Source organism: Pseudoalteromonas sp. AWH4_217 (assembly GCF_056161105.1).
The window spans coordinates 15,127-37,157 of the sequence record NZ_JBSWYM010000028.1; the positions used below are offsets into that span (position 1 = coordinate 15,127).

General features: G+C 47.2%; 21 protein-coding genes. 15 read left to right on the forward strand and 6 right to left on the reverse strand.

The genetic code is table 11. The annotated features are described in order from the left end of the window. Positions 1–85 precede the first annotated feature (85 nt). The 3 genes from pdxR to ACXAH1_RS22605 all read left to right on the forward strand — a co-directional run bounded on the left by pdxR (position 86) and on the right by ACXAH1_RS22605 (position 2,712). On the forward strand, positions 86–1,525 hold the full coding sequence (gene pdxR, locus ACXAH1_RS22595; protein ID WP_475199880.1) for a MocR-like pyridoxine biosynthesis transcription factor PdxR: 1,440 nt from the start codon (positions 86–88) through the stop codon (positions 1,523–1,525). A gap of 327 nt (positions 1,526–1,852) precedes the next feature. Beyond that, complete coding sequence (locus tag ACXAH1_RS22600) at positions 1,853–2,221, forward strand: hypothetical protein (protein WP_138551624.1); 369 nt, start codon at positions 1,853–1,855, stop codon at positions 2,219–2,221. 119 nt (positions 2,222–2,340) lie between these two features. Then, positions 2,341–2,712, forward strand: coding sequence for a hypothetical protein (locus tag ACXAH1_RS22605; RefSeq protein WP_475199850.1), 372 nt, complete (start codon positions 2,341–2,343; stop codon positions 2,710–2,712). A gap of 66 nt (positions 2,713–2,778) precedes the next feature. On the opposite strand, the gene ACXAH1_RS22610 is transcribed toward ACXAH1_RS22605, so the two are convergent. Beyond that, the gene (locus tag ACXAH1_RS22610; protein ID WP_475199852.1) at positions 2,779–3,252 is read right to left on the reverse strand and encodes a SixA phosphatase family protein; all 474 of its coding nucleotides are present in this window, start codon (positions 3,250–3,252) and stop codon (positions 2,779–2,781) included. Positions 3,253–3,684: 432 nt separating this feature from the next. On the opposite strand from ACXAH1_RS22610, the gene ACXAH1_RS22615 reads away from it, so the two are divergent. The 6 genes from ACXAH1_RS22615 to ACXAH1_RS22640 all read left to right on the forward strand — a co-directional run bounded on the left by ACXAH1_RS22615 (position 3,685) and on the right by ACXAH1_RS22640 (position 11,060). Next, the gene (locus ACXAH1_RS22615) at positions 3,685–4,941 is read left to right on the forward strand and encodes an efflux RND transporter periplasmic adaptor subunit (protein ID WP_475199854.1); all 1,257 of its coding nucleotides are present in this window, start codon (positions 3,685–3,687) and stop codon (positions 4,939–4,941) included. Positions 4,942–4,955: 14 nt separating this feature from the next. Then, positions 4,956–5,669, forward strand: coding sequence for an ABC transporter ATP-binding protein (locus tag ACXAH1_RS22620; RefSeq protein WP_253047456.1), 714 nt, complete (start codon positions 4,956–4,958; stop codon positions 5,667–5,669). A gap of 1 nt (position 5,670) precedes the next feature. Next, a complete protein-coding gene (locus ACXAH1_RS22625) occupies positions 5,671–6,984 on the forward strand; it encodes an ABC transporter permease (RefSeq protein ID WP_475199855.1) in 1,314 nt (437 codons plus the stop codon). Between the two features lie 12 nt (positions 6,985–6,996). After that, complete coding sequence (locus ACXAH1_RS22630; protein WP_475199857.1) at positions 6,997–8,202, forward strand: ABC transporter permease; 1,206 nt, start codon at positions 6,997–6,999, stop codon at positions 8,200–8,202. A 197-nt stretch (positions 8,203–8,399) separates the two neighbouring features. Continuing rightward, positions 8,400–9,743: a sigma-54-dependent transcriptional regulator gene (locus ACXAH1_RS22635; protein WP_475199881.1), complete on the forward strand. Its 1,344-nt coding sequence runs from the start codon at positions 8,400–8,402 to the stop codon at positions 9,741–9,743. Further along, complete coding sequence (locus ACXAH1_RS22640) at positions 9,744–11,060, forward strand: sensor histidine kinase (protein WP_475199858.1); 1,317 nt, start codon at positions 9,744–9,746, stop codon at positions 11,058–11,060. It begins immediately after the preceding gene. Here ACXAH1_RS22640 and ACXAH1_RS22645 read toward each other — a convergent pair. Next, on the reverse strand, positions 11,012–11,362 hold the full coding sequence (locus tag ACXAH1_RS22645; RefSeq protein WP_475199859.1) for a hypothetical protein: 351 nt from the start codon (positions 11,360–11,362) through the stop codon (positions 11,012–11,014). The two genes, ACXAH1_RS22640 and ACXAH1_RS22645, sit on opposite strands and share 49 nt — an antisense overlap. 115 nt (positions 11,363–11,477) lie before the next feature. On the opposite strand from ACXAH1_RS22645, the gene ACXAH1_RS22650 reads away from it, so the two are divergent. Then, complete coding sequence (locus ACXAH1_RS22650; RefSeq protein WP_475199860.1) at positions 11,478–13,298, forward strand: ATP-binding protein; 1,821 nt, start codon at positions 11,478–11,480, stop codon at positions 13,296–13,298. A gap of 87 nt (positions 13,299–13,385) precedes the next feature. Here ACXAH1_RS22650 and ACXAH1_RS22655 read toward each other — a convergent pair whose 3' ends face one another. The 4 genes from ACXAH1_RS22655 to ACXAH1_RS22670 all read right to left on the reverse strand — a co-directional run bounded on the left by ACXAH1_RS22655 (position 13,386) and on the right by ACXAH1_RS22670 (position 16,674). After that, entirely contained in the window at positions 13,386–13,874 is a 489-nt protein-coding gene (locus ACXAH1_RS22655; protein ID WP_475199862.1) for a low molecular weight protein-tyrosine-phosphatase, read from the reverse strand. A 97-nt stretch (positions 13,875–13,971) separates the two neighbouring features. After that, entirely contained in the window at positions 13,972–15,150 is a 1,179-nt protein-coding gene (gene hmpA / locus ACXAH1_RS22660; protein ID WP_475199863.1) for an NO-inducible flavohemoprotein, read from the reverse strand. A gap of 82 nt (positions 15,151–15,232) precedes the next feature. Beyond that, the gene (locus ACXAH1_RS22665) at positions 15,233–16,450 is read right to left on the reverse strand and encodes an NnrS family protein (RefSeq protein ID WP_475199865.1); all 1,218 of its coding nucleotides are present in this window, start codon (positions 16,448–16,450) and stop codon (positions 15,233–15,235) included. Next, the gene (locus tag ACXAH1_RS22670; protein WP_253047469.1) at positions 16,450–16,674 is read right to left on the reverse strand and encodes a hypothetical protein; all 225 of its coding nucleotides are present in this window, start codon (positions 16,672–16,674) and stop codon (positions 16,450–16,452) included. The genes ACXAH1_RS22665 and ACXAH1_RS22670 overlap by 1 nt, the downstream gene beginning before the upstream one ends. Positions 16,675–16,804: 130 nt before the next feature. Between ACXAH1_RS22670 and norR the strand changes: the two genes are divergently transcribed. The 5 genes from norR (at position 16,805) to ACXAH1_RS22695 (ending at position 21,968) form a co-directional block, all read left to right on the forward strand. After that, a complete protein-coding gene (gene norR, locus ACXAH1_RS22675) occupies positions 16,805–18,427 on the forward strand; it encodes a nitric oxide reductase transcriptional regulator NorR (protein WP_475199867.1) in 1,623 nt (540 codons plus the stop codon). Between the two features lie 301 nt (positions 18,428–18,728). Next, the gene (bfr, locus tag ACXAH1_RS22680; protein ID WP_475199868.1) at positions 18,729–19,199 is read left to right on the forward strand and encodes a bacterioferritin; all 471 of its coding nucleotides are present in this window, start codon (positions 18,729–18,731) and stop codon (positions 19,197–19,199) included. Between the two features lie 3 nt (positions 19,200–19,202). After that, the gene (gene bfr / locus ACXAH1_RS22685) at positions 19,203–19,688 is read left to right on the forward strand and encodes a bacterioferritin (protein ID WP_253047475.1); all 486 of its coding nucleotides are present in this window, start codon (positions 19,203–19,205) and stop codon (positions 19,686–19,688) included. Between the two features lie 146 nt (positions 19,689–19,834). After that, the gene (locus tag ACXAH1_RS22690; RefSeq protein ID WP_475199870.1) at positions 19,835–20,671 is read left to right on the forward strand and encodes an ATP-grasp domain-containing protein; all 837 of its coding nucleotides are present in this window, start codon (positions 19,835–19,837) and stop codon (positions 20,669–20,671) included. Between the two features lie 40 nt (positions 20,672–20,711). Next, positions 20,712–21,968, forward strand: coding sequence for an adenylate/guanylate cyclase domain-containing protein (locus ACXAH1_RS22695; protein WP_253047480.1), 1,257 nt, complete (start codon positions 20,712–20,714; stop codon positions 21,966–21,968). Positions 21,969–22,031 lie beyond the last annotated feature (63 nt).

Sequence of the window (22,031 nt, forward strand, 5' to 3'; positions counted from 1 at the left end):
TGTTTTCTGGTAGGTTATAAACAACCAGAATTTTATTTTTGATTAGACCAGATGGGATTTCTCATACCTGGTGGGGAGTATGACTATGTTGACCGGACAGCCTCTGACGCAGGATAAACCCAAGCATTTACAATTGGCTGAGCAGATCCGGGTAGCCATCAGGCTGGGCCAGTTGCAACCGGATGATCCTCTGCCATCAGCCAGAAAACTCGCTCAGCTATATGGTATAAATCGTCATACAGTGATGACCGCTTTACAGAATTTGGTTGCTCAGGGGTGGTTATGTTCAGAGCAAAGACGGGGGTATCGGGTCAATCAGGCACTGCCGATTGAGTCCAGTCAGCATGTTGCTCTGCCTGCTCAGCATAGCATGCATATCGAGCCAGACTTTGCGTTATCTCTGACCTTGTCAGAGCCTGACATCAGGGGAGCTGTCAGTTATCAATATAGCTTTGCTGGTGGACTGGCAGACCTGTCCGATTTCCCCTACGATGAGTTTCGTCGCCATCTCAGTCAGGCCTGCCGTACCGTTAATATACCAAGTTTGCACTACAGCCACAGCACAGGGGAGCCAGCTCTGAAAAGCCAGCTACAGCGCTATCTGCGCCGTGCCCGTGCTCTGGATTGTGATGATTTGCTGGTGTGCAATGGGTCTCAGGAAGCATTGTTTTTAATCGCCAAAGCGTTTATCAGGCCAGGAGAAGGCATTGCCGTTGAATCTCTGGGTTATCCACCGGCACACCGAGCGTTTGAGGCATGTGGTGCAACGCTCTACGGTATCGCCCAGGATGAAGAGGGACTGAGCATTGACAGCCTGCGTGAACGCCTGCAGCAAACTCATATTAAATTGCTTTACTTAACACCGCTTCATCAGTACCCGACAACGGTTACTCTGTCTGTTGCACGGCGCATGGCAATATATCAATTGTGTGCTGAGCATGGTGTGTTTATTGTTGAAGACGATTATGACCATGAGTTTCACTATCGCTGCCCTGCGCTCCAACCAATGGCCGCCAGTGATCCGCATGGTATTGTGATCTATGTTTCTACTTTTTCAAAAATCATGTTTGCTGGTGCCCGGATGGGATATCTGGTTGCCAGAGCAGATGTGCTTGCTCAGCTGAGTGCGCTGAAACAGCTGATAAACTATAAGAATGACATTGTGTTACAACTGGCGCTGGCCAGCTGGATGGGATCCGGTGAGTTTGAGCGTCACTTAAGGCGCATGACAAAGCGCTATCATTTGCGCTGCGATGCTATGGCAGATGCGCTCACGCATTATCAGAGTGCAGGGCATCATCTGACATTTAATGTACCCGATGGTGGAATGGCTTTTTGGGTTAATACACATAGGGATGTATCTGGCCTTAGCGCTCAAGCTGCCGCGCAGGGCGTGTACGTTCAAACCGAAAATGCTTTCTGGCGTTTTCCGCAATCTCGCTACACACATATTCGTCTTGGCTTTGCAGGACAAAGTGAAGAAAAAATGCGCGAAGGGTTAGCAATAATTATGTCACTTCTGTAACCATTCTTAACCCTGAACGTTCTTTTTTAGGTGTCTAAGGTCGAGCAAATATTCAAAATCCTAATGTGCGAAATATTGCTATTTCTTACAGTGTGTTAGCTTTTTCCTATGATTTTTTTGGCATGTTTTTCAATCTGTTGTGCGAAATGAAGACGCCTCATAAAATAAATAATTTGTGACTTTTTGGTTTTTTATTTGTGTTTTTTTATTTCTTTAGTGTTGACATTGATCTTTTTAACTGGGTAGTTTAGTTAACAAATGTTGCATCGATAGCATCATTTGATTGTTGGTTTTTTTACATTTTTTGTATGTATAAGGATAATAACGATGAAAACTACATTAAAAGCTTTTGCTCTAATCGCGGGCACTTTTTTCGCGGGATCTGCATTTTCTGCTGAGATGGTATGTGATGTTTATCCCAAAAGTAACGGCTCTAGCTGGGGGAACGGTACAGCCAACTGTATGGGCTTTGACTTCTCATTCGGGCGCTCAACGAGCGGACGCTTCTATCTGAAAAATGTTAGCAAGCCAATCCAGGAAGTTCACTGGAGTGGTGCGAATTGCTCAGGTGGGACCAGCTGCAGTGTCACAATCAGAGCTTACACAACAAATTCTGCGTCTGCGCTGATCCTATATAAAGACGGAACATGGGAAAGGACGAACACAGCAAATGCTGAATACGAAACTGGTCACTAGTGAGCAGTCTAAGCCTTTTGAAAACCAAGAACTAAACACCAGCATATTTAACCTTAACAAGATTAATATGCAGCCTTTTATTGAAAATTTCTCTGAAAAGAGTGATAAGGATTATAACGATGAAAACACTAAAAGCACTGACTCTGGTAGCAGGTACACTATTCGCTGGCTCTGCATTCTCTGCACAAATGGTCTGCGATATCTACCCCAAAAGCGGTGGTCAAAGCTGGGGTAATGGCACCGCCTATTGTAGTGCAATTGACTTCTCATTTGGTAACTCTACAAGTGGGCGATTCTACATTAATAATATCACCAAGCCTGTTGAGGAAGTGCGTTGGAGTGGTATTGCCAACTGTAGCGGTGGCACAAGTTGTGGTGTGACAATCCGCGCATACTCGCCAAACAATAAAGCGTCTGCGCTAATTCTCTATAAAGACGGCACTTGGGAAAGAACCAATACTGCTCAGGCAGAATACGAAACGGGTCACTAACTTGCGACTCTGAGGCCTGCCTGCTGGCAGGCCTGCTGACTCTGAAATCCCATATACAGGTGCGCTTTAGTTTGAAACCAGTTCTTGCACTGACGCCTTACCATCACCCCGCCAGCTTACGATAAACACCTTGTGAAATTCTTTCTCACTGATGCTGACTGCCTGCCCGCTTAAGTGCTTAACCAGTTCAGGCGTTGTATTACTGTGGCCTGCAACAACTAAGGTACCGGAATAGCCTTTAAGCTGCTGAGCAAAACTCGCCAGCTTACTTGGATCATATACTTCTACAGACATTGAAGTAGCTTTGCTCAATGGGGCCAGTGTCTGCTTAGTACGGTAATAGTCTGTTGAAAACAAAGCGGTTGGTTTGTAAGGAATAAGTAGCGTTGCGAGCCGTTGTGCTCTTTTATGTCCTTGCTCGGTTAGCTCTGGGTCCGGGCCGGTCATTTTTTCTGCGTGACGGATCAGCACAATACGCTCAGGTAATGCATAGGAGGAAAGAGAGACCAGGGCTAAGAGCATCAGGATAATTGATTTCATTTTGTTTGTTATCATTATGATTTAAAACGGCAGTGTGTCTAAACTTGGGCCGGAATTCAAGCTATCTCGATGCCGGGTGTATTTCCTTAGCTCACTTATCTCGAAGCAACAGCTCGCCACCACTATCAGTTACACAAGACAAAAAGCACTGTTCAAGCGCGTGCAACCTGTCCGACACGACAAGGTGAGCGGACACTTTTTCTGTCCGCGGACACTTTTCACTCTATCATTAAAAAATAAAATCAATATAAAACAAAAGCTTAAAAGTTGGCACGAGTCTGGTATTCATTCTGTCAAACAGATAACAGGACACTTCAATATGTTGATGTTTTTCGGTTTTGTCATTTCACCCTGTCTGATGCTGTTAGCCGGGATAGTGATAAAACAATATGAAGTGAGAAATGAGATGGAATCCAATAGATAGGAGTACTCATGATTAAAGACACCAGTAAGCAGGACTCAGAGGTTAAGCCACAGATATTGAACTGGAAGAAAGTGGTTGGTGTGATTGCTTTATGTGGCACGTTGGCGATCACAGCACAAGCACTCTCAGTGGCCGACAATACAGGCCGCTCTTTTGAACGCGATACACTGCAATTTGCAACTGTATCCCGCGGCGATTTTGTCCGTGATATTCTTGCCAGTGGCCGGATAGTTGCGGCAAATGCACCTCAGGTCTACAGCCCCGAAGCCGGGTTTGTTGACCTGCTGGTTAAGGCGGGAGACACAGTGGCTGCGGGCGACGTGATTGCGAGAGTTGTCAGCCCGACGCTCACCAATGAACTTAAGCAACAACAAGCTGAGCTTGCCCGTTTGCAAGATGGACTAGCCCGAGAGCAGCTTGAAGTCAGACGCGAAACTTTGACACTAAATCGCAGCCTGGAGCTGGCCAAGGTGACACTAGATGCCGCTGAGCGGGAAAACCGCCGGGCACAACTTTCCATCAAGAAAAACCTGATCAGTCAGATAGACCTGGAAGAAGCGGTAGACGATTTGGCCCGAGCCAAACTGAACTATCAACACGCTCAGCAAGAAGTTGCATTGGGTAAAGATACATTGGCGTTTGAGCTGGCCGCTGCGAGTAACCTGGTCGAGCGCCAGCAGTTAGTTGTTGATGAACTACAGCGCAAGGTGAACGCGCTTGAGATCAATGCGCCTGTGAGTGGACTGGTTGGCAATCTGATGGTGCAAACTAAGGCTGCAGTGGTTGCTCAACAGGCATTGATGACACTGGTTGATTTATCAGCTTATGAAGCACAGTTACAAGTACCCGAAAGTTACGCCAATGAGCTCGGGCTGGGTATGCAGGTTGTGCTCAAGGTCGGCGCCAGTGAACTTTATGGTAAGCTCTCTGCGATTTCTCCTGAGGTCAGTAATCGGGAGGTCACAGCGAGGGTACGTTTTGAACACAGTGATATTGATGGCATTCGACAAAATCAACGCTTATCTGCCCGTATCTTATTGGATCAAAAAGAGAATGTGTTAAAGGTCCGCCGCGGTTCATTTATGAACGCCGGTGGTTCAGTGGTTTATCGAATACAAGGCGAAGTCGCAACGCGGATGGATATTCGTACGGGCGCCTCCAGTGTCAACGAAGTCGAAATTTTAGATGGTTTGTCTCCCGGCGATCAGATCATCGTGTCTAATTATGAACAATTTGAAAATGCACCCCTAGTGCAACTGAGATAAAAAGGATAACGATAATGCTAGATATGAAAGCAATCAGTAAAGTCTATCAGACTGAAATGGTACAGACTCACGCACTGCGGGATTTTAACCTTCATGTGGCCGAAGGAGAGTTCGTGGCTGTGACAGGCCCATCCGGCTCAGGTAAAACCACCTTTCTGAATATTGCGGGTATGCTGGAGCCCTTTAGTGGCGGGCAATATTGCCTGGATGGCGTTGATATTGGCAAGCTCAACGACAACGCCAGAGCCGATCTGAGGAACCAGAAAATTGGCTTTATTTTCCAGGGGTTCAATCTTATTCCGGATTTAAACTTGTATGAGAATGTAGAGGTTCCGTTACGTTATCGAGGCATTAAATCGGCAGAGCGCAAACGCCGGGTTGAAGAATGCCTTGAACTGGTGGGGCTGGCAGGACGCGCCAAACATTTACCACAACAATTGTCTGGGGGCCAGCAACAGCGCGTTGCTATTGCCAGAGCACTTGCCGGGCGTCCGCGCTTTTTGCTGGCGGATGAGCCCACTGGTAACCTGGATAGTCTGATGGCACGTCAGGTGATGGAGTTGCTGGAGCAGATAAACCGTGAAGGTGCAACCATTGTGATGGTAACCCATGATCCTGAATTGGCGCGCCGTGCGCCACGTAACATTCAGATTGTCGACGGCAGAGTTACCGATTTTACTTTGTATCAGGGTCGCTCGGCTGAAACGCCGTTAGCAGCGGGAGGTTAATATGTTTATACATTATATTGACTTAGCCTGGCGTAGCCTGCGCCAGACACCCTTGGTGACGTTTTTGATGATTCTGGCCATTGCCATCGGCATTGGGGTGACGATGACAACTTTGTCTGTTTACCACATGATGTCTATGGACCCTATTCCGCACAAAAGTGAACGTTTGTTTGCGGTACAACTACAAACGATGGATGACGGAGAAACCTGGCGAACACCAGATGATATCCCATATCAGCTGACCTATACAGATGCCATTAACCTTGATGCATTGCCCGGAGATTACCTTCGTGCACCTATGTTGCGCTCTGGCTTTTCGGTTCACCTGAACACGGCATCCAGTAAGCCTTTTATAGAAAATACCCGGGTGACCGGACGTGACTTTTTTACCATGTTTGATTTGACCTTTTTACATGGCAATGTCTGGACTGAAGAGCAAGAGCGTGATGCTGCCCCCGTTGTGGTGATTGATGAGGAAATGGCTAAACAACTCTTTGGTAAGACCGATGTAGTAGGGGAGTCGGTGTTCCTTGGTGAGCGTCGTCATGAGGTAGTAGGTGTTACACAAAAGTGGCGCCCCACAATAAAATTCTATGATTTGAACAATGGTAGCTTTGGCAAGGCCGAGAGAATGTTTGCACCGTTTAGCCATGTTAAAGCCTATGATGTCGACACTTGGGGCAACACCAATGGTTGGAAGTTTGAGGAAACCAGAGACTTTAACGATAAAATGAATTCGGAAATGCTTTGGGTTCAATTCTGGGTGCAGCTCGACACGCCACAACAGCGTCAAGTCTATGGCGATATGCTGATGGCCTACATGCAACAACAACAAAAACTGGGTCGTTTTAACCGAGAAACACTTCAGTACTCGCTACAAGATGTCAACGCCTGGATGAATTACAACGATGTGATCAGTGAAGACAATAAAATTCTGGTTGGCTTGAGCTTTATGTTCCTGGCAGTGTGTGTCGCCAATATTCTTGGGCTACTACTGGCCAAGTTTATGCGCCGAGCCCCTGATGTGGGTGTCAGAAGAGCGCTGGGGGCCAGCAAACGACAGGTATTCTATCAGCACCTGGTCGAGGTTGGTGTACTGGGTTTGTTAGGGGGCAGTTTGGGTGTGTTGTTTGCACAACTTGGCCTGCTTGGGGTACGTCAGACTTACAATTACTACGCCGGGTTAGCCAATATGGATTGGATGATGCTATTGAGTGCACCAGTACTTGCAATTTCTGCCTGTATTTTGGCTGGGCTTTATCCAGCATGGCTCGTTTGTCGAACCACCCCAGCCACACACTTGAAAGTGCAATAGAAGGAACGCTATATGTTTGAATTAAAACCAACTATTAACGCGCTGATGCGTTCAAAATTGGGTGCTGTATTGCTGATCCTTCAGCTCGCTATTACCCTGGCCATTGTTAGTAATGCCGTTTCTATTATCCAGGACAGGTTAACCTATTTGAATAAAGATACAGGCTACCCGGAAGCTGAGATCTTTAAATTTAATGCGCTGAACTTTGATAAAAACCTTAATTTACTTCAGCAAGTTGAGCTGGATGAGCAAATACTACGTGACCTCGATGGGGTTATAGATGCAGCAGCAGTGAGCTCCGTTGTGCTATCTGGTAGTGGCAGCTCAGGTGGCATGCAGCTCAAACCTGAGCCGCAAGAAAGTAAAAGAGTCAACATGGGCTATGTTACCGGTGACGAACATTTGCTAAACACGTTAGGTGTCAAAGTGTCTGAAGGGCGCGATTTTACAGAAGCGGATGTTGTTGTGATTGACGAAAGTGATGCTCGCCCGTCCGTTATTATTGTCAGTCGCTCGTTATCTGATGAGTTGTTTGGTCAAGGCAAGGGGTTGGGAGAGACGCTCTATTGGGGCGCCGATCCTCTGACAATTGTAGGGATTGTTGACACTATGGCAAACCAATGGCCAAAAAGCAGCTTTGGTACAAAAACGGCGATGATCCCCATGATCAGGGTCGGTAATTTTCAGAAGTTTCTTGTTCGCACTGCGCCACAAGCTAGGGCACAGGTGATGCGTCAGATTGAGGAGCTTATGCTTGCCAGCCACCGTGAGCGAGTAATTAGCGATGTGACCGGCCTGGATCAGAAAAAAGCCCGTTATGATGCTAAGGATGTACTGATGATGCGCATGCTGATGACGCTGATTGTGGTATTGGTTGTCGTGACCGCACTGGGTGTGTTTGGGTTATCCACCTTTAATATCAGTAAGCGCACCAAACAAATAGGTACGCGTCGCGCTCTGGGCGCCAGAAAGTCTGCCATTGTACGCTATTTTGTAGTCGAGAACGCGCTCATATGTAGTGTTGGATTGGTATTGGGCGGGGCAGCGGCGGTTCTGCTTGGACAAAAGCTGATGAATTGGTATTCCGTGCCTGCGCTGGGCTATCACTTCATAGCGACGACTGCCGGATTACTGTTGTTGATGAGTTTACTGTCGGTACTGATGCCTGCGCTGCGAGCGGCCAATATATCTCCGAGTATTGCGACACGCAGCGTGTAAAGCACGCCTTCATACGACCAACCAAGGTCCCGGCAATGGCAATTTTGTTGCCGGGACTTGTGTAAAAGCAGGTATTACGCTTTTTGTATGGCCATTACCGACTGATAATTAAGGGAAACATGTTACACTCAAAGGTACGAGGTCGAAAGTAATGGGTATGACAGACCCCCGCATATAACACGAGCACAATAATAATGATGAATAAGATACTCGTTGTCGATGATAACCAGGCTGTGCTGGATGCACTTTCATTGCTGCTGGAACTCCATGACTACCAGGTTGAAACGGCTTTAACACCTTTTGAAGCGTTGCAGATCGTGCGTTACCAGCGTATTTCGTTGGTGATTCAGGACATGAACTTTACGGCTGATACGACCTCAGGAGAGGAAGGCAAAGCCTTGTTCCGGGAATTACGATCCCTTAACCCTCACTTACCGGTGATCCTGATCACTGCCTGGACCGAGCTGGAAATGGCCATTGAGCTGGTCAAAGCGGGTGCCGCGGACTATCTGGCCAAACCCTGGGACGATCAGAAATTGCTCACCTCTGTCGCCAACCTGATTGCGCTGGGACAAGCAAAACAACAAAATGAACAACATGAGCGCATTGCCCAGCAGCGTGAAGCATTGAACGCTGGCGCTGATCTGCGAGGTCTGGTTTATCGCAGCGGCGCGATGCAACGGGTCGTGGATATGGCTGTGCAGGTTGCCCGGTCGGATGTTGCAGTGCTAATAACCGGAGACAATGGCAGTGGCAAAGAAAAAATTGCCGAGATCATTCAGGCAAATTCCCCGCTCAGAGATGCGCCTTTTATAAAGGTCAATGCGGGTGCATTGCCACAGGAGCTGATTGAAGCAGAACTATTTGGTGCAGAAGCGGGGGCGTATACTGGTGCAAACAAACAGCGTATTGGACGCTTTGAAGCAGCCCATGGTGGCACTTTGTTTCTCGACGAGATAGGGAATTTACCTTTATCCGGACAAATGAAACTACTGAGGGTGTTGCAAACCGGGGAGTTCGAGCGCCTCGGTTCAGTCGAAACAAGACGGGTAAATGTCCGCGTTATTTCAGCCACCAATGCGGATTTGCCGGAAGACATTCGGTGTGGTCGTTTTCGTCAGGATTTGTACTATCGGCTAAACGTGATTGAGCTCAATTTACCGCCACTTAAGGCTCGTAATGATGATATTTTGCCTTTGACTTCTCACTTTCTGCCCGGCAGAGAACTGGCTTTGAATGCAGAAAATGCACTACTAGGCTATGACTGGCCCGGGAATGTTCGCGAATTAGAAAATGCCTGTAAGCGCGCCGCGGTGCTGAATCCTTCTGGCACGATTGAAGCGGAAGATTTTGGTCTTCAACCGGGCACACAGTTTGGTGTAAAGTCGTCTCCCGCTCAGGACAGACAAGAGCCGGAGAAGGCTGAACTGGAAGCAGCTATGCGGCAGTTCCATGGCGTCATAGCGAAAGTAGCCCGACACTTTGGCATGAGTCGTCAGGCACTTTATCGAAGGTTGCAAAAATACGGTATTGATTACTAAATGAAAATTCCCGGATTGTCGATTGCTCAAAAGCTTCATTTAGCGCTATTTGTTGCTGTGGCGACTGTGAGTGCGCCCATATTTTTCTTTGTACAGTGGCAAACCGGGGTACTGGTTGCTCTGTCTGCGCTGTGTGTCGGCGTGATTGTACTGCGTATGCTGACGCGAAAATTATTTGCTGGATTACAGGCACTTGAGAGCGGTTTACTCAACTTTAAAGACAGCGATTTTTCAACTCTACTTGCTTATCAGAAAGAGGATGAGTTGGGCAGGTTATGTCGTTTGTATAATGAGGCAGCGCAACAACTCAGAGATGAGAAACAGTGGATTTACCAGCGAGAGCTAATGCTGGATAAGGTGCTGCATAGCGCGCCTCAGGCACTGCTGCTGACAGATGATAAGGGCATAGTGGTGTTTTCAAATCACAGCGCAAAAACACTGTTAAACTGTGAGCACAATCTTGAAGGCATGAAGCTCGACAGCCTGGCGCAACAAGCCAGCCCTGCTTTATATAATGCACTGTCAGGTGAAATGGATGGACTGTTTGAACTACCAGGTGAGGGAGAAGACAAGCAGACCTGGCATTTGTCCAATGGGGAACTTCTGCTCAATAACCAGTTTCACCGTTTGTATATTTTTAAACAACTGACCAGAGAGCTGAACCGCCAGGAAGTGGCGGTATGGAAAAAAGTTATTCGCATCATCAGCCACGAGCTAAACAACTCACTGGGACCGATTTCCTCTATGCTTCACAGTGGTAAAATTTTGGCGAACAAACTTGAGGACACCCGGCTGGAGCGGGTGTTTTCGACCATAGATGAACGGATCCGTCATTTGACCGAATTTGTACAAGGATATGGAAAGTTTGCCAAACTGCCTGCGCCCAGGTTACAGCCAGTTGTGTTGCCCGAACTGCTTACACAGCTGCAGACTCAATGGCAATTTAACCATACTCAATCGGGTGAATTGCTGGCGCACAAACAGCTACTTGCAGATGCCCCTCAACTAGAACAACTGCTGATCAATCTACTTAAAAACGCCCATGAGTCGGGTGGTGACGTGGCTGCAATAAAAATTGAAGTGACTTTTCAGGCGAAACACGTTTTGCTGAGTGTGAACGATGCCGGACAAGGAATGAGCGAGCATATTATGGCGAATGCCTTGATCCCATTTTACTCCACTAAATCCAGTGGCACCGGGCTTGGGCTTGCGCTGTGCCGTGAAATCGTTGAAGCACATCATGGCGATATTCATCTGAAAAATCGTCCTCAGGGAGGGCTATGTGTTGAGGTTAGGTTGCCGCTCACGACCGTTTGACTGAGGGGCGGGCAGCCTTGGGCCCTTTCCAGCCAGGAAACCGTATTGGAGGCAACCACAATGGTGCCGGATACGACCAGACTGGCAGCACTGACCAGACCTGAACCGGCCAATATCAGTGCGCAAGCCTCTCCCCGACATTGACTGACTGTTTGCATCTGTGCGCTGCTGAGCGTCTTTTTTTTGAGAATCATTTTGCACTTAGGATCGTAATACTGCACCTCTTGAGGAGCAAATAAGCACCCATTTAACAGTGGCAGGCTAAACAGCACGGTACTCACTGTGGTCCGGATTGTTTTCATATCGTCCTCTGGTTATCACGCCACTGTGAGTAGGGATCTGCCGGGATGGCTTGAACTAGGTAAAAAAATGCACATACTCAATATATTATAGTATCCACAATTTTTAGACTTGATTATGGCCGATCCACTGGGGCAGGTAAAGCAACTAAGAGTTAAGCTACTGTTATTGTTAGTCATTGTTTTCATTGCATTGGCTGCTTTGGTGCCGTTTGTGATTTCCAGCTTAAATGAACGTAATGCGCTAAATTCGCACATACAGTCGATCAAGAAGATCACCAGCGATATTATTTACTACGATGAAGTGCTGACCATGTCTTCACGTATGTTTACCTTCACTCAGGAAGAAAAATGGTCCAGACGGTATCTTAACATCGCTAACACTCTGGATCAGACGCTGTTAGAAGCTGAAGCATTGGACCCTATCATAGCGGATGCAATCGCTGCAACGGCTCAGGTAAACACTAAGCTGATTGAAATTGAATCAAAAGCATTTGCGCTTGCGCGAGCTGGGAAATTGGAGCTGGCGCAGCGTATTCTGCTGGATGATACCTACTTTGCGCTCAAATCTCAGTATCAGGCAACCGTGTTTAAAGCGCTTGATAACACCAGAGCAGTTAACGAAACTAACATGATCCGGCAAAATGAGTTTAAAACCCATGTTTTGCTCTTATCTTTGCTTGGGCTGGCACTGTTATTTATGGCGTTTATCGCGTACCTGTTCCGCCATAACAGGCAGGCCGACAGATATATGGGGGAATTACTAAAGTCACGCAATGACTCTATCGCTAAATTGAATGCCACCTCCAAGGATTTAGAGCAGGCCAGCAAGGCAAAATCCCAGTTACTTGCCAATATGTCTCATGAACTGAGAACACCGATCAATGGCCTGTATGGCGCACTGCAATTACTACGTAAAGAACCCCAGTCGAACGAAAGCGTATCGCTACTTGATACGGCAACTATGTGTAGCGAGATGCTGTCGACTTTGGTGAATGATATTTTAGATTTTACACAGATAGAAAAGGGTAAGTTGCAACTTGAGGTGCGTGAATTTGACTTGCGTAGAGTGAGCAAAACTGTTGAACATATTTTTCGTCAGGAGTGTGAGCAGAAAAAGCTCAGGTTTAATTGCGCATTTAACGTTGAACATCCGTTGAGACTGGGCGACGAGTTGCGACTTAAGCAAGTACTAGTCAATCTACTCAGTAATGCCGTTAAATTTACAGAGCGGGGGCGTATTTCGCTGTCTTTTACTGCTGCTTCAGATTCACAGTGGCTAGCCATTGTAATAAGTGACACAGGGGCGGGCATCAAAGAAGAGGTGCTTAGTAAGTTGTTTACTCATTTTGAACAGGGAGATGCTTCTGCAACCCGGCTTTACAGTGGTGTTGGACTGGGTCTGGCAATCGTCAAATCTTTGGTCGATGCGATGCACGGAACAATTAATATCACCAGTCAACCTGGAAGTGGCACCAGTGTCGAGCTGTCCTTGCCTTTGGCATTGCCTGAAAAAACCACGAAGGAGGCTGACGAAGAGGGTGAGTCAGAGCCACAAAAAACAGACGATGCCACTTTGTTACAAGGCTTATCCATTCTGATTGTAGAAGACAACGCTGTAAACCAGATTATCCTGCAGAAGATGCTGGTTAGTCAGGGGGCTAAAACGGCGCTGGCTGTGAACGGCCAGGAAGCAATAGATAAAATGAGCGCAGATATTCAGTTAATATTGATGGATATTCAAATGCCTGTGATGGGAGGCGTTGAGGCATTTCAGGAGATAAGGTCACAATGGCCAGTTGTTCCCGTGATTGCCGTGACTGCGAATGTGTTTGAGAGCGATATATCCCAGTATATCAGGTTAGGGTTTGACGGGGTGGTTGCAAAGCCCATATCGCAGTCGGTATTAACAGACACGATTCTGACCAATTGTGCCTAATCATTTATTTAAATCAATGAGTTTAGGTCAGATATGACCCAAAGGCAGCAGCAAAGTCCCCGAGGACAGGACTTTGCTGATAGCGCTTTAATTCTGTTTGCTTAGTTTTGTGATGATGATGTCACTGGCGTGCTCAACCAGATCTAACACCAGTTCAAACCCGTCTGTACCGCCGTAATATGGATCGGGCACTTCGTCTTGTTGCTGCTCGCCAAAGCGTAAAAAAAGCGCCAGTTTATGCTGGTACTGTTCAGGGCATCTGGACTGAAGATCTGCCAGGTTTTGCTCATCAGCGCACAAGATCAAATCAAAGTGTTCAAAGTCCTGTGACTGCACCTGTCTGGCTTTGACAGATGACAGGTCATACCCTCGTTTACGGGCGGCTGCTGCGCTGCGTTTGTCAGGTGGATTGCCCTGATGATAGGCGATGGTGCCCGCTGAGTCGACCTCCAGACTCAGACCTCGCTGGGCTGCAGTCTGTGCCAATACAGCCTCCATGGTAGGAGAGCGGCAAATGTTGCCCATGCAAACAACTAACACTTTGGCGGGCTTACTGAAAATTAGAGAGTCACTCATAGAGGGGTCCTTTTGCTGTAAGTCAGGGTTGCCTGATATAAGCAACCTCAGGAGACTCTCATCTTATCAGACTTTTTAAGTCGATTTTTGGTCGATATTACAGAGTCTCATGAGGCCCGAATACTTCATACAAAATACGTGATTCGTCTACCCCCAGAGAGAGCAATTGTTGCTTAATGTCAGCCATAAAAGGCGTCGGTCCGCATAGGTAGAACTCACCATTTCCAAGCGGCAGAGAGGTACTCAGTGGCGCTAACAACATGCGTCCTGTGTTGGATTTTTCTGAGATTGCACCGGTAGCCCCTTCTTCAATCCAGGTCCAGGTTGTCAGAGCGGGCAGACTACTGGCAGCCTGCGTAAGTTCTGTGCTAAAACTCAGTTGCGAGGGTGAGCGACAAGCATGCAGGAAATGCAGCTCCCCGGAGAAACTGCGCTCAGCCAGCGTGTGCAGCATGGCCATCATGGGAGTGATACCCACCCCGGCACTGATAAGTACTTTAGGCATCTCGGTGTGTTTAAGGACGAAATCTCCTGCCACAGGCATGATGTCAAGCTCAGCGCCTTCTGGCAGCGAGTGAAGAAAACCTGATACCAGATTGTCTCGTTTAACACTGATACGATAAGTGCGGCTATTTGACGCGTGAGACAGGGAATACTGGCGGATCTGTTGATGATGCTCTGCTGGAATGGAACAACAAATAGCCAGGTATTGTCCTGCCTGATAAGGCATTACAGCCTGCTCATCGCACGGAGCCAGATAAAAGCTTTTTACCAGCTCTGATTCCGTTACAATTTTGCTGATATAGAAACGACGTGTACCCCGCCAGCCGCCCCGCAATTGCTCGGCCTGTTGATAGATACCTTCCTCTTGTGTAATAAACAGATCGGCAAGGAAGGCGTAGGCCTCAGCCCAGGCTTTTTCTATGTCGGTATTGAATTGCTCAGGGAACTTTTCTCGTAAGGTTGCAAGCAGGTGTTCTCCGACAATGGGATAGTGATGTGGCGCAATCCCCAAACTGGCATGCTTGTGATTGATCCGGGCTATTGCACTGGTCAGTACTTCGGGCTGATCGATATAGGTTGCGTAGGCCGCCAGTGCATTGAACAGGGCGAACTGCTGTTTGCCCGAGCGTTGATTACTGAGATTAAAGACATCAAGTAATTCAGGGTTATGAGCGAACATACGCTGATAAAAATGCTCAGTGACTTCAACTCCGGCATCAGCCAGTAGTGGCAGAGATTGTTTAACCAGGGTGATTGTTCGTTGAGAAAGCATAAAAAACTCCTAATGGTGCCGCTCCACTCAGGAGCGGTAAAAATGACGCCAGATGGCGTGAAAAGCACGAGAATTAAAGGTATTAACCGCGACGACCATCCAGACGTTTGCGTACCAGTATGGGCGCATAAATAAAGGCGAACAGTGCGAAGCTGACAGACCAAATGAGTGCGCTGATTTGCCAGGCCAGATGCGGTCCGATATACGCAGGTAACAGGCTTCTGATCAGGGCGCTGATCAGGCACAGGATAAAAGCGACAGAAATGAGCGGATGAGGCGTTAAAGGGCGAGCAGTATGGCCAAGTGCTACCCGTGCCATCATGGCCAGGATCATCATCCCCATACCACCTATGGTAATCAGATGTAGTGCGTCTTTGGCCTGCCAGCTGCTACCCAGATAGGCCGCACCAAAACCAATCAGGCCCATTGCCATCAAAAGATAAGCCAAATACAAAGACCATAATAAGGGCACGGTAAACATGCGTGCCTGAAACCAAAAACTTGCCCGCAACACATGAAGTAAACCCGCCAGTATTAAAAGGTATCCGGGGACCAGGGGCTGTTGAAGAAAGTGGTGTGCAAAAAAAACGCACATCCCAAGTACAGAAACAAGCAATAGTGCCTTGTCCAGCCGGGGAGTGCGCTGTTGATGTGACAGCCCCAGACCGCGAGAAAGAAAGAAAGGCACGACGCGGCCGCCCAGTATACTGATCAGCAACGTAAAGCCGAGTACTGCCATCTGGCTGAGCAGGCCTGCCAGTTCATAAGCGTGCTGGTCCAGTACCACAATAAACACCATGTTCAGGGTTGCCAAAAGTGCAAGTACGGGTACAAACAAGTAGTTTTTACTGTTATGAACCTGCAGGACAACCCAGGTAAAGTGACAGATACTGATCAACCAAAATAAGCCCTGAAAGATTATCAGCCACAACAGTGGTTGTGCAGACCAGATCCCTGCTACTCTGGCACTGGCCCAAACCACGCATAGCCCAAGTAAAGGCCAGCTATTTAGGGTATTGACTCCGGTCCAGTTCCTGGCGGCGGTAAATAAAAAGCCGATGGCGATTGCACTGGCAAAGCCGAATAGCATCTCATGGGCGTGCCAGAGCGTCGCCGGGAAAGTGCCTGGCCAGCTCAAATAACCACTCAGAATTGCAAACCAGGCGATCATCGCCGCACAGGCCCACAGACTGCCAAGTAAAAATAACGGTCTGAATGCCAGCATGAGTAACGGCGTATGTTTTGGTTGATACCATTTTGCTGATTGCTGCACGGGCTCTTCAAGGTTAAGCAAGCTCATCAGCGCACCTCCTGACCAAGGTTGTATTGGCAAAAACAGCGAACGACGTAGCTCACTTTCAGGGTTGTTGCGAAAATAATGGTGCTGATGTGTGCGGCAATTTGTGTCGACAAGGACAAGTATTGGTCAAAGCTATAACTGGCCATAATGGCAAACATAAAGCCAATCAGGCTCAATAGCAGACATTGGTTGGCATAAGGAAGTGCACGGCGATAGTGTTTCATAATTACCCTTACAAGCTCAGTGAATCGAACTAACTGATACAGAGATACCTATAAGGGCACAAAACATGCCAATATTAATTTTGTTTAAAAACAATAAGATAAGTATTTTTCGTTGTATGGGCAAGTCAAAATGACCTACACTGTTGGAGTCTTAAAAACTTTTATAGGTCATTTTGACTTGGATCAGAGAACGCTATCACATTTACTCGGTATCAGTACTGAACTGACTCACCAACTTCCCAGGCTGGATGAAGGGGATTTAGGGGCATTTAGTCAGTCGCTTGTCCTCGCGCTCCAGAGTATCATAACGGCAGATGCCACAGCTGTGTTGCGGTGTGAGCAAGGTGTGGCTTATCCACTGGCGTGCTCAGGTCTCGCGCCCGAAGCCATGGGCAGACGGTTTGTAATAGAAGACCACCCAAGGCTGGCTGCAATCGCAGCGGCTAACCAGCCGCAGATTTTTGCAGCGGATTGTCAGCTGCCAGATCCTTATGATGGTTTACTGATGGCCAGAGCCGGTACTTTGCCTGTACATGCCTGTATGGGGTTCTCACTCTATCAGGGTGACTCCTTGCTTGGTATGGTCACCTTTGACAGTCTCACCCCGAGTGCATTTGAGCAAGTCGCAGTGCCTGTGTTGGGTATGTTGCAGTCTTTAGTGGCTGCACATTTTGCAACGGCACTGACCCTGTCCACGTTAGCCGAGCGGGCTCGTCATGGCATGGCAATGCTCAGAGAGATCAGCCATCAAAGTTATACTATGGTGGGTGAGAGTGCCGTTATGCAGCGACTAAAACAGGACATCGATTTGGTTGCTAACTCAGAGTTAAGCGTACTCATTCAGGGAGAAACAGGCACAGGTAAGGAGCTGGTTGCACGGCGTATTCATGAGCATTCGTCGCGTTGTCAGGGGCCATTTGTACAGGTTAACTGTGCCTCTTTGAGCGAAAATCTGGCTGAGAGTGAATTCTTTGGCCATCGAAAAGGGGCGTTTACCGGCGCAGACAGACACCGGGAAGGTAAGTTTCTGGTTGCCCATGGCGGCACCTTGTTTCTCGATGAAATTGGCGAACTCCCCTTGAGTATGCAAAGTAAATTACTCAGGGCGTTACAAAGTGGTGAAATCCAGCCGGTTGGTACAGACAAGCCGCAATATGTTGATGTGAGGATTGTGGCCGCAACGAACCGAAACTTGCGCCATGAGGTTGAGATGGGGCGCTTTCGTGCTGACTTGTATCACCGCTTAAGCGTGTTTCCAATACAAGTTCCTCCATTAAGAGAGCGTGCGCAGGATATCGCGTCGCTTGCCGGCTTTTTTGTTGAGCAACTGCGCAAAAAGCTGGGTGTGCGCCAGCTGGTTTTGTCTGATGCTTTTATGAATCAACTTAATCAGCATGACTGGCCGGGAAATGTGCGCGAACTCGAGCATGTGCTGAGCCGGGCTGCGTTGAAAGCTAAGCATGCAGCCTGGGACCAGGATATCGTACTGGTTGATGTCGTGCATGGTGTGCAACGCGAGAGTGACGCACCAGACCCGAATAGCGTCAGTAATGAGCGAGTATCTTTGCAGCTGTCCAAAGAGCAAACGTTAAAGGCGGCGACCGAGTCATTTCAGAAGCAACTGATCACAGCCAGACTACAAGCCAATGACCTCAACTGGGCTGCTACGGCACGCGAATTAGCCGTTGATCGGGCTAACCTGGTGCGCCTTGCAAAACGTTTGGGCATCAAAACGGTGAAAACGCTCAATTAAGCCGCTCAGCTTTTCTTGTTAAATTATAACAGGCTGAGGTGCTGGTGGCTTAGTGCCATTGCTGCGTTCATGCAATTAGAGTCGCAATTTACCTGAGCACGATGCAATAGCCGGGATTTGTCAAAATGAAGTATTCAAATAAATACTGTTATTCGCAATGAAAATTGTTCTTACTAAGCTTATAAGTTGTTTATTTTAAAAGGATATATCAAGAAATTTATTAGTTTTAATCGGTCTTGCTAAGTTGCAATTTTGTTCTAGGGTTATAGAGCGTCTAACTATTCCTTATTGAGGGGGCCCTATGCAGGGTAGCAAGCAAGTAATAGCAGCACTAAATCAGGTATTAACACTCGAGCTGACGTCCATTAACCAGTATTTTCTGCATGCACGCATGTGGAAAAACTGGGGCATTGAGGAGCTGAACGAGAAAGCTTATAAAAAATCAATAAAAGACATGAAACAGGCCGATGACTTAATCGAGCGGCTCTTATTTTTGGAAGGCCTGCCAAATCTTCAACACCTCGAAAAGCTTCGTATTGGTGAACACACAGAAGAAATGCTCAGTTGCGATATGGCGTTTGAAATGGAGCAGCTGCCAGTGTTACGCGGTGCGATTGAACTGTGTGAAAAAGAGCAAGACTATGTCAGTCGCGAGTTGCTCGAGGATATCCTTGAATATGAGGAAGAGTATGTTGACTGGCTTGAAACTCAGCAATTCCTCATCAAAAACTGCGGCATAGAAAACTATCTGCAATCGCAAATTGAGGAGTAAAACATGCAAGGTTCTCAAAAAGTAATCGATTTACTCAACAAGCAGCTGACCTTAGAATTATCGTCAATGGATCAGTATCTGGCTCATTCAAAAATGTACGAAGACTGGGGGCTATCAAGGTTGCACCATAAATTGGCGCATGAATACGAAGAAGAGCTGGATCACGCAAAACGCATTACAGAACGCATTCTGTTTTTAGAGGGCACACCAGATACCGCATCCAGAGCACCTATCAAAGTAGGTGAAAATGTGCAGGAAATGCTGGAAAACGACCTGGCCGCAGAGATCACCGTTAAGGACCATTTGAAAAAGGTCATCGCAGTGTGTGAAGAAGAGCAAGACTATGTATCTCGCGAAATGCTGGAGGCGCTGCTTGATGATACAGAAATGGATCACATCTATTGGCTGGAGCAGCATCTGGGGCTTATTAAGTTAGTGGGTCTGCCCAACTATATCCAGAGCCAGATGTCTGGTGGTGAGTCAACCTGATAAAATAATAGTAAATCACTTCAAAGGAGGCATCGCCTCCTTTTTTAATGTATGTGTCTGGTATCCGTAGGCTTGCCAAAGCAATAATTCGCATAGATACTTGCCGCCATCATGTATTAGCAAGATCACCGGTACGGAGAAACATAATGGAAAGACAGGTTGCCTGTTTGATTGAAGCATGCCAACAGTTGGGGTTAAAACACGAGTGCATTGATCGTGAGCAGAACCTGGTGCGGGTTTATTTTAATCACGGGGTTGAGTATTTTGAACTAAACAAAACTCCCTTTAACTCCGAATCTATTTACGGCATATGCAGGGATAAAATGCACTCTTATCAGGCTTTTAATCAAGCCGTGACTATGCCTGAAACTCTGTCTTTTCTGGACCCGAATGTACCACAGGAATACCGACATTATCTGGAATACCAAAGCATGGATGAAATCCTTGATGCCACAGAGGCCAAATTTGGCTATCCGGTGGTTGTGAAAAGCAACAGCGGGGCGTTGGGGATCAATGTGTATTTGTGTGACGATAGAGCATCGCTCAGTGTTGCTTATAATGAAATATTCAATGCCCAGTCGAAGCATTATGACTACCTGGCACTGGCACAGGCTTATGTTAAAAACAAAGCTGAGTACCGCCTTGTTTGTGGATTTGGAGAACCATTACTGGCCTACAAAAGAGGTATGGCTCAGACGTTTAATGTACGGTACTGGGAAAAGAATGAAGTGGCGACACTGAAACAGGATGAGGCCCTGCTCAAAACCTTGTTTGAGTTTGTTAAACCTGTCTTTGAGTTAGCTAATCTTGGGTTTGTTGGCTTTGACATTATCCTGGGCCAGGACGATTGTTTTTATCTGATTGAGCTGAATTCTTCGCCTAAGTTCAATCATCTGATTATAGATAATCCGGTACAGGGAACCGATGCTGTCACTGGCATGTACAAAAAAATGCTACAAAAGCTGAATAACCGACCAGCTTGAGGCTAAACTGGTGGTAACTCCATAATCTGGTGAAGCGACAATGAAATGGTTAAAGGACATTGATAGCAGTTTTGACAAGTTACTGACCGATTGTTATCAAAGGCGTGAAATGGAGATGGAACTCCATGTCAATAAACTCCGTTTTTATGGACTAATGGCTTTGTTTGTCACAGAGCTTGTTATTGGTTTATACAGTATTGGGTGGGATAGTACGCTGATAGCTGTTGACCTGGGTACACTTGCGATTGTTGCCTTGTGGTGTGCGCTGGTGATGCGCTGGGCAATGTCAGACAGTTATAAACCCTGGCTTAAGTACGTCTCTATCCTATTTGATTATGCGATCATTCTGGCGGTTTCTTTTGAAATTGAATCACTGGATTTGGTCAAACACCTGTTGCAGGATCTTCACAAAACCGAATTCGAACTCATGTTGGTGAGTGTGTTACTGTTGTTCAACATCATGAGTGCGTTCCGTCAGGGCAAATTAATTATCTACTTTTCCACTTTGTGCTGCCTGCTAACTGGAACTTTGGTACTGGAACACAGCCACACCGCGCGCGCTATCGAGATCCATGAACAAGTTATTATTGTTTGCTCCGGGTTTCTTGCCTGGTCATTGTCGAGCTATATTACGGGAACTTATACCAAATTGCGTCACCGAGAACGCTTGCTGCGTTACTTGCCTGAGCAGTTGGTGAAAGCGGTCGAGCGAGGGGAGGTGGACATTGAGCCCGGAGGCGAAAAACGGGATGTCACGGTGCTGATGGCTGATATTCGCGGGTTCACCAGAATGTGCGAGCAGCATGATCCGGAAGTGATAACACGATTGCTGAATCGTTATTTTTCACGCATGAGCAGCGTTATTTTTTCTCATCAGGGGATGATAGATAAATTTATCGGTGATGCCATTATGGCTGTGTTCGGCACCCCTCAGAAAGAAGAGAATAATGCGCGAAATGCAATAGAAGCGGCGCGCGAAATGTTAAAGGCTCTGAAGCAGTTAAACCAAGAGTTCAGTGCTGATGGTCTGCCGGAAATCAAGATTGGGATTGGTATTCATAGCGGCGATGCAATCGCTGGTAATGTAGGAAGCAGCAGCTGTATGGACTATACCGTCATCGGTGACACGGTAAATGTGGCAGCGCGCATTGAGAGCAAAACAAAGGAGTTGCAACATCCCATCTTAGTTAGTGAGCAAAGCGTTCAGCAGTCTAAGCTGACACAACTAAAGCGTGTTGCTATGGTTGAACTTAGTGGACGCAGTCAGCCCATCGAGGTGTATCATTATCCTGACTAAAAAAGATTAACACGGTGTTGCGCTAAGCAATCTTTTTGAAATAGTCTAACTTTAAATAATCAG